At 67.7% G+C, this 14,398-nt stretch carries 9 protein-coding genes; 4 read left to right on the top strand and 5 right to left on the bottom strand.

What is annotated here, in order from left to right; genetic code table 11:
• Position 1: 1 nt before the first annotated feature.
• Both H143_RS23205 and uvrA read right to left on the bottom strand, forming a co-directional pair.
• Positions 2 to 208 (bottom strand): hypothetical protein, encoded by a 207-nt coding sequence (locus H143_RS23205; RefSeq protein ID WP_019936601.1) that lies wholly within the window; start codon positions 206 to 208, stop codon positions 2 to 4.
• Between the two features lie 11 nt (positions 209 to 219).
• Positions 220 to 6,042: an excinuclease ABC subunit UvrA gene (uvrA, locus tag H143_RS0102275; protein WP_019936600.1), complete on the bottom strand. Its 5,823-nt coding sequence runs from the start codon at positions 6,040 to 6,042 to the stop codon at positions 220 to 222.
• A gap of 172 nt (positions 6,043 to 6,214) precedes the next feature.
• Here uvrA and H143_RS0102270 point away from each other — a divergent pair, with 172 nt between their 5' ends.
• The 4 genes from H143_RS0102270 to H143_RS0102255 all read left to right on the top strand — a co-directional run bounded on the left by H143_RS0102270 (position 6,215) and on the right by H143_RS0102255 (position 10,849).
• Complete coding sequence (locus H143_RS0102270; protein WP_019936599.1) at positions 6,215 to 7,840, top strand: long-chain-fatty-acid--CoA ligase; 1,626 nt, start codon at positions 6,215 to 6,217, stop codon at positions 7,838 to 7,840.
• Between the two features lie 92 nt (positions 7,841 to 7,932).
• A complete protein-coding gene (locus tag H143_RS0102265) occupies positions 7,933 to 8,877 on the top strand; it encodes a sugar kinase (RefSeq protein WP_019936598.1) in 945 nt (314 codons plus the stop codon).
• A 150-nt stretch (positions 8,878 to 9,027) separates the two neighbouring features.
• Positions 9,028 to 9,156, top strand: coding sequence for a hypothetical protein (locus H143_RS23095; RefSeq protein ID WP_019936597.1), 129 nt, complete (start codon positions 9,028 to 9,030; stop codon positions 9,154 to 9,156).
• A gap of 172 nt (positions 9,157 to 9,328) precedes the next feature.
• Positions 9,329 to 10,849, top strand: a complete 1,521-nt coding sequence (locus tag H143_RS0102255; RefSeq protein WP_019936596.1) for a deoxyribodipyrimidine photo-lyase — start codon at positions 9,329 to 9,331, stop codon at positions 10,847 to 10,849.
• 263 nt (positions 10,850 to 11,112) lie between these two features.
• Here the strand turns inward: H143_RS0102255 and H143_RS0102250 are convergent, their stop codons facing one another.
• From H143_RS0102250 to dbpA, 3 genes are all read right to left on the bottom strand, one after another.
• Positions 11,113 to 12,528: a M20 family metallopeptidase gene (locus tag H143_RS0102250; RefSeq protein WP_019936595.1), complete on the bottom strand. Its 1,416-nt coding sequence runs from the start codon at positions 12,526 to 12,528 to the stop codon at positions 11,113 to 11,115.
• A complete protein-coding gene (locus H143_RS23200) occupies positions 12,470 to 12,835 on the bottom strand; it encodes a LysR family transcriptional regulator (RefSeq protein WP_081626992.1) in 366 nt (121 codons plus the stop codon). Before H143_RS23200 ends, H143_RS0102250 begins: the two co-directional genes overlap by 59 nt.
• Before the next feature lie 135 nt (positions 12,836 to 12,970).
• Complete coding sequence (gene dbpA / locus H143_RS0102245; RefSeq protein WP_019936594.1) at positions 12,971 to 14,359, bottom strand: ATP-dependent RNA helicase DbpA; 1,389 nt, start codon at positions 14,357 to 14,359, stop codon at positions 12,971 to 12,973.
• Positions 14,360 to 14,398: the final 39 nt, after the last annotated feature.

Here is a 14,398-nt window from a genome sequence, read left to right as displayed (position 1 = left end):
GCTACGCCCGCGAGGGGGTCGGCCCGGTTGGGCCAGCTCCTTCATGCGAGCTGCGGCGCATCCACGTCAGGACGGCAGGCCGCGACAGCACCCGGGCGCTGGCCGATTTCTGTGCGCCGCGATGGATCAGGCCCACGCCGAACTGCGCGTGCGTATGTCGGCCGAAGGCGAAGGCCGTATCGGCCTGGACCGCTTCGATGCCGCGCATGCGTCGGTTCCTCAGCGTGCTCCCGCCAGAAACTCGCGCAGTATCTGGCCTGTATGAGAGTCCTTGGCCTGCATCACGCTTTCGGGAGCGCCTTGCGCCACCCGCCGGCCGCCGCCGTCGCCGCCCTCGGGGCCCATGTCGATGAGCCAGTCGGCTTCGGCAATGACGTCCAGGTTGTGCTCGATGACGACCACGGTGTTGCCCGCTTCCACCAGCCGGTGCAGCACGTGGATGAGCTTTTCCACGTCGGCCATGGACAGGCCTACCGTGGGTTCGTCCAGCACATAGAGCGTGTGCGGCGTGCGCGAGGCGCGGCCGGTCTTGATGACGCCCTCGGTCATGCGCGCCTTGGCCAGCTCGGTGACCAGCTTGATGCGCTGCGCCTCGCCGCCCGACAGGGTGGGCGAGGGCTGGCCCAGCGTGAGATAGCCCAGCCCCACGTCCTGCATCAGCTGCAGGGGCCGCAAAATCCGGGAATGCGCGGAGAAGTAGTCGATGGCGTCGTCCACTTCCATGCCGAGTACGTCGCCCGCGCTCTTGTCGCGCAATCGCACGCCGAGCGTGTCGCTGTTGAAACGCGCGCCGTGGCAGCCGTCGCAGGGTACTTTCACGTCGGGCAGAAAGCTCATCTCGATGGTGCGCATGCCCTGGCCTTCGCACACGGGGCAGCGGCCTTCGCCGGTGTTGAAGGAGAAGCGCGCCGCGGTCCAGCCGCGCATGCGGGCTTCACGGGCGTCGGCGTAGAGCTTGCGCACGTCGTCCCAGAAGCCGACATAGGTGGCGGGGCAGGAGCGCGGCGTCTTGCCGATGGGGGTCTGGTCGACTTCGAGCACGCGGTCGAACTGCTCCCAGCCATCGATGGCTTCGCAGCCGTTCCATGCCGGCGCCTTGGCCACGCTCGCCCCGCCCTTGGGCGGGCGCTCCCCTTCGGGGGCCTTGTGGGTCCCATTTCTTTGCGCGACGGCGTGGACCAGGTTGTCGAGCAGGACTTCGCGTGCCAGGGTCGATTTGCCCGAGCCCGATACGCCGGTGACCACCGTCAGGCGGCCCACGGGGATGCCGGCGTCCACGCTGCGAAGATTGTGCAGGCGCGCGCCGCGCACTTCGATCATGGCCGTGTCTTTTTCGACGGCACGGCGGCCGTTGAGTGGGTGCCGCAGGGGATGGGCCAGGTAGCGGCCGGTGATCGACTCGGGTGCGGCCATCACATCCTGCACCGATCCCTGCGCCACCACGCGCCCGCCGCGCACGCCGGCGCCGGGGCCGATATCGATGAGATGCGAGGCGCGGCGTATGGTGTCCTCGTCATGCTCGACCACCACCAGGGTATTGCCATTGCCTTCCAGGCGGCCCAGGGCGTCGAGCAGGATGCGGTTGTCGCGCGGGTGCAGGCCGATGGTGGGTTCGTCCAACACATAGCAGACGCCTTGCAGGTTGGAACCCAGTTGCGCGGCCAGGCGGATGCGCTGCGCTTCGCCGCCCGATAGCGTGGGCGCGGCGCGGTCCAGCGCCAGGTAGTCCAGGCCCACTTCTTGCATGAAATTCAGGCGGCCGCGGATCTCGGTCAGGATGTCGCGCGCGATCTCGCCCTCGCGGCCGCGCGTCACCAGGCCGGTGAAGAAGGTGTGCGCGTCGCTGACGGGCAGGGCTGCCAACTCGGCGATGGAGCGGTCGCGCCACTTCACGGCCAGCGCGATGGGGTTCAGGCGCTGGCCGTGGCATGTGCCGCAGATCTTTGTCTCGCCTTCGTACCAGGCGTTCCAGGCGGTCTCTTCGCCGGTCTGCTCCGCATCGAAGCCTTGCAGCTGCAGGCCGGTGCCAAAGCAGGCGGTGCACCAGCCGTGCTTGGAGTTGTAGGAGAACAGGCGCGGGTCGGGTTCGGGAAAGCTCTTGCCGCAGGTGGGGCAGGCGCGCTTGGTGGAGAAGTGCATCTGCTGCAGGTCGCAGGCCAGCGACTGGTGCAGCTTGTCCACCGGCCATACTACCGACATCACGCCCTGGCCGTTCTCCAGGGTGTTCTTGACGGCGGCGCGCAGCTCGGCCTCGTTGGCCGGATCCACCACCACGTCGGCCACGGGCAGCTCGATGGTGTGTTCCTTGTAGCGGTCCAGGCGCGGCCAGGGCGCGACGGCAATGAACTCGCCGTCGACGCGCAGATGGGTGTGGCCCTTGGAGCCGGCCCACTTGGCCAGGTCGGTGTAGTAGCCCTTGCGCGCGGTGACCAGCGGCGCAAGCAGGCCGATATGCACGCCCTTGTGTTCGCGCAGCAGACGCGCCACGATCTGGTCGGCCGTCTGCGGTTCGACCGGCACGTGGTCGTCCGGGCAGTACTGCGTGCCCAGCTTCATGTACAGCAGGCGCAGGAAGTGGTGGATCTCGGTCATGGTCGCCACGGTGGACTTGCGTCCGCCGCGGCTGGTGCGCTGCTCGATGGCCACCGTGGGCGGAATGCCGAAGATGGCGTCCACGTCGGGCTTGCCGGCCGGCTGCACGATGGCGCGAGCGTAGGCGTTGAGCGATTCAAGATAGCGCCGCTGGCCTTCGTTGAAGAGAATGTCGAAAGCCAGGGTGGATTTGCCCGAACCCGACACGCCGGTGATGACCGTGAACTTGTCGCGCGGGATTTCCACGCTGACGTTTTTCAGGTTGTGCTCGCGCGCGTTGAGGATCTCGATGGCCTGGGCGCCGCTTTTGCGCTTGCGGCGCATGAGCGACTGCAGGGGCGTGCCGGTGCTGGCTGCCTGCTCGCCGTATGCCTTGGCGGGCTCGGCGAGAACGCTCGCCGCGGCAGGTTCGGCCGCCACGGCCTCGGTCGGCAGGATGGCGTTTTCGTAGTCGCGCAGGGCCTGGCCCGTATGCGAACGCGTGTTGGCCATGAGGTCTTGCGGCGTGCCCACGCCCACGATTTCGCCGCCCGCATCGCCGCCCTCCGGCCCCAGGTCGATGAGCCAGTCGGCCGCGCGGATCACGTCCAGGTTGTGCTCGATCACCAGCAGCGTGTGGCCGGCCGCGAGCAGCTTGCGAAAGGCGCGCATCAGGCGCGCCACGTCGTCGAAGTGCAGGCCGGTGGTGGGTTCGTCGAACAGGAACAGGCTGCCCTTCTTGGCGACCTGGGCGCTGGAGATGCCGCTGCGCGCGGCCTCGGCCAGGTGGCCGGCGAGCTTCAGGCGCTGCGCTTCGCCCCCCGACAGCGTGGGCACGGGTTGGCCCAGGCGCACGTATTCCAGGCCCACGTCGGCCAGCGGCGCCAGGCCGGTCTGCACGTCGCGCAGGCCCTTGAAGAACTCGAGCGCCTCGCTCACCGTCATGTCCAGCGCCTGGTCGATCGAGGCGCTGCGGCCCAGGTGCTCGATGCGCACTTCCAGCACTTCGGGCCGGAAGCGCTTGCCGTCGCAGTCGGGGCAGCGCAGGTAGACGTCGGACAGGAACTGCATCTCGACGTGCTCGAAGCCCGTGCCGCCGCAGGTGGGGCAGCGGCCGTCGCCGCTGTTGAAGCTGAAGGTGCCGGGCATGTAGCCGCGCTCGCGCGCCAGCGGCGCCTGCGCATAGAGCTTGCGGATGGCATCGAAGGCGCCCACGTAGCTGGCTGGGTTGGAGCGGGCCGTCTTGCCGATGGGCGTCTGGTCGACCATGACCACGTCGGCCAACTGCTCTGCGCCGAGCAGCTTGTCGTATTCGCCGGGAGCTTCGGTGGGCTTGCCCTGGTACTTGAGCAGCGCCGGATAGAGCACGTCCTGCACCAGCGTGGATTTGCCCGATCCCGACACGCCGGTGACGCACACCAGCCGGCCCAGCGGCAGTTCGATCGAGACGTTGCGCAGATTGTGGGCGCGCGCGCCTTCGAGGATGAGGCGCGGCGTGTTGGCCGCGACCTGCATGGGGCGTGGGGCCTCGACGCGCTTGCGTCCGCCCAGGTAGTCGCCGGTGAGCGTGGGCGCGGCGCGCAGTCGCTCGGGGCTGCCGTCGAACACGATATGGCCGCCGCGCTCGCCCGGCCCGGGGCCGATATCGATGATGCGGTCGGCCGCCACCATGACCTGCGGATCGTGCTCGACCACCACCAGCGTGTTGCCGGCATCGCGCAGGCGATGCATGACTTCGACCACGCGATGCATATCGCGCGGATGCAGGCCGATGGAGGGCTCGTCCAGCACGAACAGAGTGTTGACCAGCGACGTGCCCAGCGCCGTGGTCAGGTTGATGCGCTGGACCTCGCCGCCGGACAGGGTGCGGCTCTGGCGGTCCAGCGTCACATAGCCCAGCCCCACGTCGCACAGGAATTTCAGGCGCGCGCGCACCTCGGTGAGCAGCAGGTCGGCGGCCGCGTCGAGCGCGCCCTCGAAGCGCAGCGCGTCGAAGAAGCGCTTCACGCGCTCGATGGGCAGCAGCATCATGTCGTGCATCGACAGGCCGGGCATGGTGTCGAGCTGTTCGCGCGTCCACTGCGCGCCGGCGGGCATGAAGCGGCGGTAGCGGCCGCTCTCGTCCAATACCTGATCCGCATCGGCCCGGCTGCCCAGGCGCCACAGCAGGGCATCGGGCTTGAGCCGCGCGCCCTTGCACACCGGGCAGGGCGTATAGCTGCGGTACTTGGACAGCAGCACGCGCACGTGCATCTTGTAGGCCTTGGTTTCGAGCCAGTCGAAGAATCGGTCCACGCCGTACCACTGCGTCTTCCAAGCCTGGTTGCCGCCCTTCCAGTCGGGCGTGCCGCCCAGCACCCAGGCGCGCTGCGCCTCGCTCAAGGCTTTCCAGGGTACCGACAGGGGGATGCCGGCCTTGGGCGCGTATTTTTGCAGCTCGGCCTGGCATTCCTTGAACGAAGGCGTTTGCCAGGGCTTGATGGCGCCTTCCAGCAGGGTCTTGTTCTCGTCGGGGATGACCAGGCCCAGGTCGATGCCGATGACGCGGCCGAAGCCGCGGCAGGCATCGCAGGCGCCCAGCGGCGAGTTGAATGAGAAGCTGCTGGGCAGCGGATCGCTGTATTCGATGTCGCAGTCGGCGCAGTGCAGGCGGTCGCTGTATTTCCAGACGGCGGCGTTGTTGCCCTCGTCGTCCAGCGCGTAGACGGAAAGATGGCCCGCGCCCATGCGCAGCGCGGTGTCCAGGGCTTCCATGACGCGTTCGCGCTCGGTGCCCGCGTAGCGGAAACGGTCCTGCACCACGTGCAGGATGCGCTGCATGTCGACGGCGGGGGCGGCGGCCTTGCCGCCCTTGCCCTTGCCCGCCGGTTTATTGGCCGCCTTGCCGCCATGGGATGCCGCGTTCGCGCGCGGCGCTTCCTCGGCATGCACGCGCGTGTAGCCCTGCTGGTCGAGAAAACCGCGCACCTCGTCTTCGGTGAAATTGGCCGGCACCCCCAGCGGGAAGGTGACGACCAGGCGCGGATCCCCGGCCGTTTGCGCCCGCTCCGCCAGGGACGCGCGGATGGTATCGGGCGTGTCGCGCCGCACCGGCCGGCCGCAACCGCGGCAGTGCAGGACGGCTCCGCGCGCGTACAGCAGCTTGAGGTGGTCGTTGAGTTCGGTCATGGTGCCGACCGTGCTGCGCGAGCTGCGCACCGGATTGGTCTGGTCGATGGCGATGGCGGGCAGGATGCCTTCGATGCGCTCGACCTGCGGCTTGTCCATGCGGTCCAGGAACTGGCGCGCATAGGGCGAGAAGGTCTCGACGTAGCGGCGCTGGCCTTCGGCGTAGAGCGTGTCGAAGGCCAGCGAACTCTTGCCCGAGCCGGAGACGCCGGTCAAGACGACCAGCTCGCCGGTGGCGATGGTCAGGTCCAGGTTCTTGAGATTGTTCTGGCGGGCGCCAACAATGCGGATTTCGGAGCTCATGGGCAGGTCGTAACGGGTGCGGTTCGGCGGTCGGATATCTGTATATATAAACAGTATCCCAGATTTGTGACGGATGCCAGACAGTCCGCCGGGTCGGGTATCGTGCTTAGAAATCGGGGAAAAGCTTTTAAATAATTTGATAACGGCAAAAAAGCCAGGAAGGAGACAAGCAATGCTCGCAACCATGATGAATGTGCCGCTGCTGCTGTCCTCGATACTGCGGCATGCCGCAGGCTGCCACGGCGACGGCGAAATCGTGTCCGCGACCGTGGAAGGGGGGCTGCACCGCTACACCTACGGCGAGATGGCCTCGCGCAGCCGCAAGCTCGCCAATGCGCTGTCCCGGCTCGGCCTGAAAAGCGGCGACCGGGTCGGCACGCTGGCCTGGAACGGCTATCGGCACCTCGAACTCTATTTCGGCGTGGCGGGCTGCGGCCTGGTCTGCCACACCATCAATCCCCGTCTGTTCCGCGAGCAGATCGCCTACATCGTCAAGCATGCCGGCGACAGCGTGCTGTGCTTTGACCTGACCTTTCTGCCCATCGTGCAGGAGATGGCCGCGCAGCTCAAAGACCTGAAGGCGCTGGTGGCCCTGACCGACGCGGCGCATATGCCCAGGTCCGAGGCCTTGCCCGGCCTGCTGTGCTATGAAACGCTGATCGCCGGCGAGTCGGACACCTTCGACTGGCCGCACCTGGACGAGAACGCGGCCTCGGGTCTTTGCTATACCTCCGGCACGACGGGCGAACCCAAGGGCGTGCTCTACAGCCACCGCTCCAGCGTGCTGCATGCCATGTCCATCGCCCTGCCCGATGTGTTCGATCTTTCCGCCGAGGACGTCGTCTGCCCCATCGTGCCGATGTTCCACGTCAATGCCTGGGGCCTGCCGTTCAGCGTTCCGATGGTGGGCGCCAAGCTGGTGCTGCCCGGCCCGCACCTGGACGGCGCCAGCCTGCATGCCCTGTTCGAGAGCGAAGGCGTGACGTTCACCGCCGGGGTTCCCACCGTATGGCTGGGGCTGCTCGACTGGATGGACGCCCACGCGTGCGGATTCTCGGCGCTCAAGCGCGTGGCCATCGGCGGTTCGGCGGCTGCGCCCGTCATGTTCCGCCGCTTTCACGACAAGGGCGTCCAGGTGCGGCATGCCTGGGGCATGACGGAGACGAGTCCGGTGGGCCTGGCTGCGGCGCTCAAGTCCAAGCACCTGGCGCTGCCGCCGGAAGAACGCCTTGCGCTGCAGTGCAAGCAGGGGCGTCCGGTGTTCGGCATGGAGTTTCGCATCGTCGATCAGGACGGCCGGGAAGTGCCGCATGACGGCAAGCGCTTTGGCGCCATGCTCGTGCGCGGACCCTGGGTGGCGCAAGGCTACTTCAACGCGCCGCAAAGCGCCGCCCACGCGGACTATCCCGGCTGGTTCAGCACCGATGACGTGGTCACGATGGACCCGGACGGCTTTGTCCGCATCGTCGACCGTACCAAGGACATGGTGAAATCCGGCGGCGAATGGATTTCCTCGATCGAGCTCGAGAATATCGCCATGGCCCATCCGGCCATCATGGAAGCGGCGATCGTGGCCCGCGCCGACGCGCGCTGGGGCGAGCGCCCGGTGCTGGTCGCGGTTCTCAAGCCCAATGCGCGCTTCACGCCCGAGGACATGCGCGCCCATTACGAGAGCAGGACTTCGAAGTGGTGCGTGCCGGACGATCTGGTGATCGTGGACGAACTGCCGCACACGGCGACCGGAAAGCTCTCGAAAAAGACCCTCCGCCGCCTGATCGAGGCCGATGGCGCCGCATAGCGGATGCCCCGCCAGGGGCTCAGCGCTTATCATGTCGGGCTGTCCCGGGGCGGATCGGCACGCTCCGGATTTCCACGAACCGCATGCAATCCATGAAACCAGCTGATTCCGCCACCCGCTTCGATGTGGCAGGCCTGGGCGAGGCCCTGATCGAATTCAACCAGACTCTGCCGGGGCAGCCCCAGTACCTGCAAGGCTTTGGCGGCGACACCTGCAACGCGGTCATCGCGGCGGTGCGCCAAGGCGCGCGCGGCGCCTACCTGACGCGCGTGGGGGACGATGCCTTCGGCCGGCAGATCGTGGATCTGTTGCGCGCCGAGAACGTCGATACCTCCGGCGTGGTGGTCGATCCCGATACCTATACCGGTCTGTATTTCGTGCAGCACGGCCCCGAGGGCCATGTGTTCAGCTATATGCGCGGCGACTCGGCGGCGGCCCGCATGAAGCCGGTCATGCTGGCGCACGGCCTGGTAGAGCAGTCGCGCTTCCTGCATGTCTCGGGCATCAGCCTGGCCATCAGTGCCGGCGCCTGCGACACGGTGTTCGCCGCCATCGCGCGCGCCCGGTCCGCCGGCACCCAGGTCAGCCTGGATTCCAACCTGCGCCTGCGGCTCTGGCCCCTGGACCGCGCCCGCGCCATCCTGCGCGAGGCGCTGTGCCTGGCCGATCTGTTCCTGCCCAGCATGGACGACATGCGCCACGTCACCGGCCACGAAGATCCGTACCAGACGCTGGACTGGATACGCCGGGCCGGCGCGCGGGGCGTGGTGGCGCTCAAGCTGGGCAAGGAGGGCGCCGTGCTGGACGACGGCGTCTCGCGCACCCTCGTTCCGGGCCGGGCCGTGCAGGCCGTGGACGCCACCGGCGCGGGCGACTGCTTCGCGGGCAGCCTGCTGGCGCGCCGCTGCCTGGGCGATGACTGGCTGGCGGCCGTGCGCTACGCCAACGTGGCCGCGGGCCTGTCCACTCTGGGATATGGCGCGGTCGCGCCCCTGCCTACGCCGGAACAGGTGAAGGCGGCGCTGGCGGCCGGGTAAAGCCGTTGCCCAGGGTTAATTTGCCGGCCAGGGGCGTTTTGGGCTAGAATGTTTGATTGCCCCATTTTGCCGTTGGCGGCTTTTTTGCCCGCGGTTTGTCCCAAAGCCAGTAATCCCACACCCCCAAACCCCAAGTTTCAGGAGTCAGCCATGGCCGAACGTAAGCGCGTACGCCGCAACACCCTGGAGCGCCGTTGCCTTGGCAAGGCGTTCAAGCGTCTTTTCGTGAAATCGCCCAAGGGCGTTTTCAAGATGCTGGAGAAGGTCAAGCGCGTGTAATCGCGGTTCGATCACTCCGACAAAAAGCCCCGCTCATCGCATAGCGGGGCTTTTTGTTTTTGCACGGGTCCGGCCCTACTCCTGGAAGATGGCTTAGCCATGCGGGCGCCGTTGCCGCCTTGGGCATATAGGTAAACTGTCACGCTCTGGCTGTGTTCCCCCCATGCATCCCATGTCGCCTTCTTCCCAGCGCTCGTGCGCGCCTGTCGTCGTGTGGTTTCGAGACGATCAGCGCCTGACCGACCATCCCGCGCTCGAGCACGCCGTCGCCACAGGCCTGCCTGTGGTGTGCGTGTATGTCCACGATCCACAGCCGCGGGGAACCCGCCTGCCGGGCGCCGCCGTGCGCTGGTGGCTGCATGAATCGCTGCGCGAACTCGACGCGGTGTTGACCGCGATGGGGGGAGAGTTGGTGCTGCTGCGGGGGTCCGAGCGAGAGGTGATCGAAGCATTCGCCACGAACATCGGCGCGGCCGCGGTGTGCTGGAACCGCCGTTATTCGCCGGCGCAGCGCGAGACGGACGCGGCCATCAAGTCGGCGCTGAAAGCGCGCGGCATCGCGGTGTCGACCTTCAACGGGCATCTGCTGCGCGAGCCGTGGACGGTGATGACGCGCGAGGAGCAGCCCTTCCAGGTATTTGGCGCCTACTGGCGCGCAGCGCGCCGCGAGTATGCGCCCGCGCCGCCGCGGCCCGCGCCCGAGCGCATCGACTTCTTTGCCGTGCCTCAGGGCGCGGCCTCATCTATGACGGATCTGCCTTCGCTGGCGCTGCAGCCTCGCGCGCCCGACTGGGCCGGCGGGCTGCGCGAAACATGGCAATGCGGCGAAGCGGCGGGGCTGCGCCAGTTGCAGGCGTTCCTGGCGGACACGCTGGCCGGGTATGCGGACAAGCGCGACATCCCCGCGCTGCGCGCGACCAGCCGGCTGTCCCCATACCTGCGCTTTGGCAATCTTTCGGTGCGGCAGGTTTGGTACGCGGCGCTGTCGGCGGCGTCGGCCGGTGGCGGCAAGCTGGATGCGGGCGCTATCGCGGGCGCCGATCTGGACAAGTTTCTCGATGAAATCGGCTGGCGCGAGTTCTCGTACTACCTGCTCTACCACTTCGCTGCGCTGCACCAGGTTAATTTCAGGCGGCAATTCGATGCCATGCCCTGGCGCGACGATCCCCAGGCGCTAGGCGCGTGGCAGCGCGGCCATACCGGCTATCCGCTGGTCGATGCGGGCATGCGCGAGCTATGGCATACGGGCTGGATGCACAACCGGGTGCGCATGGTGGCGGCGTCGTTCCTCGTCAAGCATCTGCTCATCGACTGGCGCGTGGGCGAGGCCTGGTTCTGGGACACGCTGGTGGACGCGGACGAGGCCAGCAACCCCGCGAGCTGGCAGTGGGTGGCCGGCAGCGGCGCGGACGCGGCGCCGTACTTCCGCATTTTCAATCCGGTGCTGCAGAGCCAGAAGTTTGATCCGCGGGGCGACTACCTGCGGCGCTGGGTGCCCGAGATCGCGCGCTTGCCCGACGCGTCCATCCACGCTCCGTGGCTCGCTCAGCCGGCGCAGCTGGCTGCCGCGTCGATGCAGCCGGGTCGCGATTATCCGCTGCCGGTGGTGTCCCATCGGGACGCGCGCGCGCGCGCACTCGCCGCCATGGAAGGTCTGCGCGGGCACGCCAGCCTCGGCCCTTCCATCGAATAGCCGCCGAACAGCTACTGCGACTGTTCCCGGGTGGCCGATCGCATTCAGCGCGCATAGCTGCTGGTTGGCATATTCGACTTTTCCGCCGCAAACGACGACCAGGATGCCGTCGTGCAGCCAGATCAGGAGCGCGCGGAACCTGGAGGCGATGCGCGTCTTGAACACATTACTGGTCATGCGGGTGTGAGGCGCCGGGCCGCCACAATGGTGGCAAGGACGATCGACGGCTTTGTGTCGAGCGGCTTGCCATGGGCATGTCCGATTCAGTGGCGGCGGCGGTTGGCGATGAGCGCGCCTTGATCGCCCAGGTCCCACCACAGGCCGGCCATGATGCCTAGCGCCTCGCGCATGACCGGCGCGAGTACGTGCTCGTTGGGCGCATGCTGGTTGCAGGCGGGGTAGGAGTGCGGCAGCCAGAGCGTGGGCAGGCCCAGCGTCTTGGCGAAGACGTCGTTGGGCACGGTGCCGCCCAGGTTGGGCAGCAGCGCGGGCTTCTTGCCCGTCGTGGCGCGCATCGAGTCGAGCACCCATTGCACCCAGGGATCGTCCAGGTCCAGGCGCGTGGCGGGCGTGCCGCGCGTGACCTTGACCGCCACGTCGTCAAAGCCGTGCCGCGCGAAGTGGCGCTCCAGGTGCGCCTGCATGTTCTCCCAGTCCGTGCCGACGACAAAGCGCAGTTGGCAGCTTGCCTTGGCTGAGGGCGGGATGGCGTTGACGGGGGCATCGGGGTTGCCGGATTTCATCGCGAGCACTTCGAGCGCGTTCCAGCCGATCACGCGCTCGGTCGGCGTGAGGCCCGGTTCGCCCCAGGTCGGGTCGATGTCGGGCGAGCTCTCGTCGCGGCCGAGCTCGATGTCGGCCAGCGCCTCGCGCACGGCGGCGCTGATGGGCGGCGGGCGCAGGCCTTCGACCTCGATGCGTCCGTTGCGATCGAGGAGACTGGCGATGGCATGCGAGAGCACGACCGCCGGATTGCGCAGCACGCCGCCCCAGTTGCCCGAGTGATGCCCGCCTTCGCGCAGGTTCACCGTCAACTCGAACGGCACCGCGCCGCGCGATCCGAGAAACAGCGTGGGGCGTTCCGCCGACACGCGCGGTCCGTCCGAGGCGATGAACACGTCGGCCGCGAGCACATCCTTGTGCGCGGCGCAGACCTCGTCCAGCCCGGGCGAGCCGATCTCCTCGCCGGTCTCGAAGATTACTTTCACGTTGTAGCCGAGCTTGCCCGCGCGCGCCTGCAGCACTGCCGCCAGCGCCGCGAAGTTGACCGAGTGCTGGCCCTTGTTGTCCGCCGTGCCGCGGCCGTACCAGCGGTCCTGGTCGACCACGATCTCCCAGGGCTTGAGTCCCGCGCGCCACTGCTCGTCGTAGCCGCGCACCACGTCGCCGTGGCCGTAAGTGAGCACCGTAGGCAGTCCGTCGGCTTCGTGGCGCTCGGCGATCAGGAACGGAGGTCCGCCCGCCACGGGGTTTTCGACCACGCGCGCGGTAAAGCCCAGATGTTTGAGCGTGTCGCTGACTTCGTCGGTCAGGTAGGCGCCGAGCGCGGGATTCGTCCCGTTCTGGCTCTCGGTGCGAAATGCGACGCGCCGCCGCAGGTCCGCGTAGAAACCGCCCGAATCAAAGGCATTGAATGCGGCCGCAATGGCGTGTTCGCGCGTGCTCGGGGATTCCTTCACGATTTCTCCGGTGGGTAGTTGATGGGGAGTTGATCCGATTATGCGCGGCAGGGTGGCCGCGCCGCAAGGCGGCCGCGGCCCGGCGGCGCCTATCCTGCGCGCAGGCCCTCGCGGCCGGCGGCAGCAGCACGCTGCGGTTGTGCCTTAAGAGCAACGGTGCGCCCTGCCACGCTTCGAGCCGGCGCGCGTGCGGACTCACCACGTTGTTGGTCACGCGCAACGCCGCCGCAGCGTCCTTGAAACTGCCGTGCCGGCCGGCAGCCTCGAAGGCCCGCAGGGCATTGAGCCAGGGCAATAGCCGTTTCATTTATGGATGGGTTTTCTAATCGCGCATGAGGCGATCGGGACCCTCGCGCGCTCTGGGGATCGTGATGATAGGGGGCGACATCATCGCGATCGCCCTGTTTGGGCAGCACGTATCGCGCGCGGGTACGCGGGCCGCTCAGAACTCTTCCAGAAAGCGCATGCGGAAGCGGCGCCCCTTGATATTGCTGTTGGACAGGCGTGAAAAGGCCTGCTTGGCGATCTGGCGGTCCAGCGCCACATAAGCGTTGAATTCGGTGATGTTGATCTTGCCGACCTGCTCGAAAGCCAGGCCGCCATCGCCGGTCAGCGCGCCCAGCAGATCGCCGGGACGCAGCTTGTCTTTCTTGCCGCCCTGGATGCACAAGGTGATCATGGGCGCGCGCAGCGGGCGGTCGGACGTGGGCCGCAGCGCTTTGAGATCGGCCCATTTCAGCGGGGCGCCCTGGTATTGCTCGATCAGGGTGGCCCAGCGCATTTCCTCGGGTGAACACAGGCTCAGCGCCAGCCCCTTCTGCTCGCCGCGGCCGCTGCGGCCGATGCGGTGCACGTGGACCTCGGTGTCGCGGGTCACGTCCACATTGATCACGGCGCCCAGGTTCTGAATGTCCAGTCCGCGGGCGGCCACGTCGGTGGCCACCAGCACCGCGCAGCTCTGGTTGGCGAACTGGATCAGGATCTCGTCGCGCTCGCGCTGCTCCAGGTCGCCGTTGAGCGCCTGGGCGCTGATACCCTGGGCCTGCAGGCGCTCGACCAGGTCGTGACTGCGGATCTTGGTATTGCAGAACGCCAGCGTGGAGGCCGGACGGAAATGGGCCAGCAGCGCGACCACGGCGTCCAGTCGCTGGTCTTCGCCGATTTCGTAGAAGATCTGCTCGATGCGGCTGGCCTCGTGCTGGGCCTGGACCTTGACCTCGGCCGGGTTGCGCAGGAAGCGGGCGCTGAGCTTGCGGATGTTGTCGGGATAGGTGGCCGAGAACAGCAAGGTCTGGCGCTTGGCCGGGCAATGCGAGGCGATGGCGGCGATGTCGTCGTAGAAACCCATGTCCACCATGCGGTCGGCCTCGTCCAGCACCAGCGTGTTCAGGCCGGACAGATCCAGGCTGCCGCGCGCCAGGTGATCCTGGATGCGGCCGGGCGTGCCCACCACCAGGTGGGCGCCGCGGGCGAGCGATTCGGCCTGCGGGCGCGCGGCGGCGCCGCCGCATAGCGTCAGCACCTTGACATTGGGAATCAGGCGGGCCAGCCGGCGCAGTTCCTGGGCCACCTGGTCGGCCAGTTCGCGGGTGGGGCAGAGCAGCAGCGCTTGCGGGGACAAGCGATCCAGGTCCAGCTTTTGCAGCACGCCCAGGCCGAAGGCCGCCGTCTTGCCGCTGCCGGTCTTGGCCTGCGCGATCAGGTCGCGGCCCTCCAGGATGAGCGGCAGGCTTTGCGCCTGGATGGGCGTCATCTGTTCGAAGCCCAGGCTTTGCAGGTTGTCCAGCAAGGCGGGCAGCAGGGGCAGGCAGGAGAAGGAAGTGTCGATCACGATAATCCGAAGGGCTGCGGATGGCGCTCATTCAGGGAG

Origin of the sequence: Bordetella sp. FB-8 (assembly GCF_000382185.1) — a bacterium.
GTDB lineage: Bacteria > Pseudomonadota > Gammaproteobacteria > Burkholderiales > Burkholderiaceae_B > Bordetella.
The sequence above is the reverse complement of the archived record's forward strand: the minus strand, read 5'-3'. Positions and strand labels throughout refer to the sequence as shown.

What these genes read in the sequence shown, in the direction of transcription:
- H143_RS0102265 (WP_019936598.1), top strand. Translation starts at nt 7,933, where the DNA reads ATGAAACCAGCTGATTCCGCCACCCGCTTCGATGTGGCAGGCCTGGGC.
- H143_RS0102255 (WP_019936596.1), top strand. Translation starts at nt 9,329, where the DNA reads ATGTCGCCTTCTTCCCAGCGCTCGTGCGCGCCTGTCGTCGTGTGGTTT.
- H143_RS23200 (WP_081626992.1), bottom strand. Translation starts at nt 12,835, where the DNA reads ATGAAACGGCTATTGCCCTGGCTCAATGCCCTGCGGGCCTTCGAGGCT.
- H143_RS23205 (WP_019936601.1), bottom strand. Translation starts at nt 208, where the DNA reads ATGCGCGGCATCGAAGCGGTCCAGGCCGATACGGCCTTCGCCTTCGGC.
- uvrA (WP_019936600.1), bottom strand. Translation starts at nt 6,042, where the DNA reads ATGAGCTCCGAAATCCGCATTGTTGGCGCCCGCCAGAACAATCTCAAG.
- H143_RS0102270 (WP_019936599.1), top strand. Translation starts at nt 6,215, where the DNA reads ATGCTCGCAACCATGATGAATGTGCCGCTGCTGCTGTCCTCGATACTG.
- H143_RS23095 (WP_019936597.1), top strand. Translation starts at nt 9,028, where the DNA reads ATGGCCGAACGTAAGCGCGTACGCCGCAACACCCTGGAGCGCCGTTGC.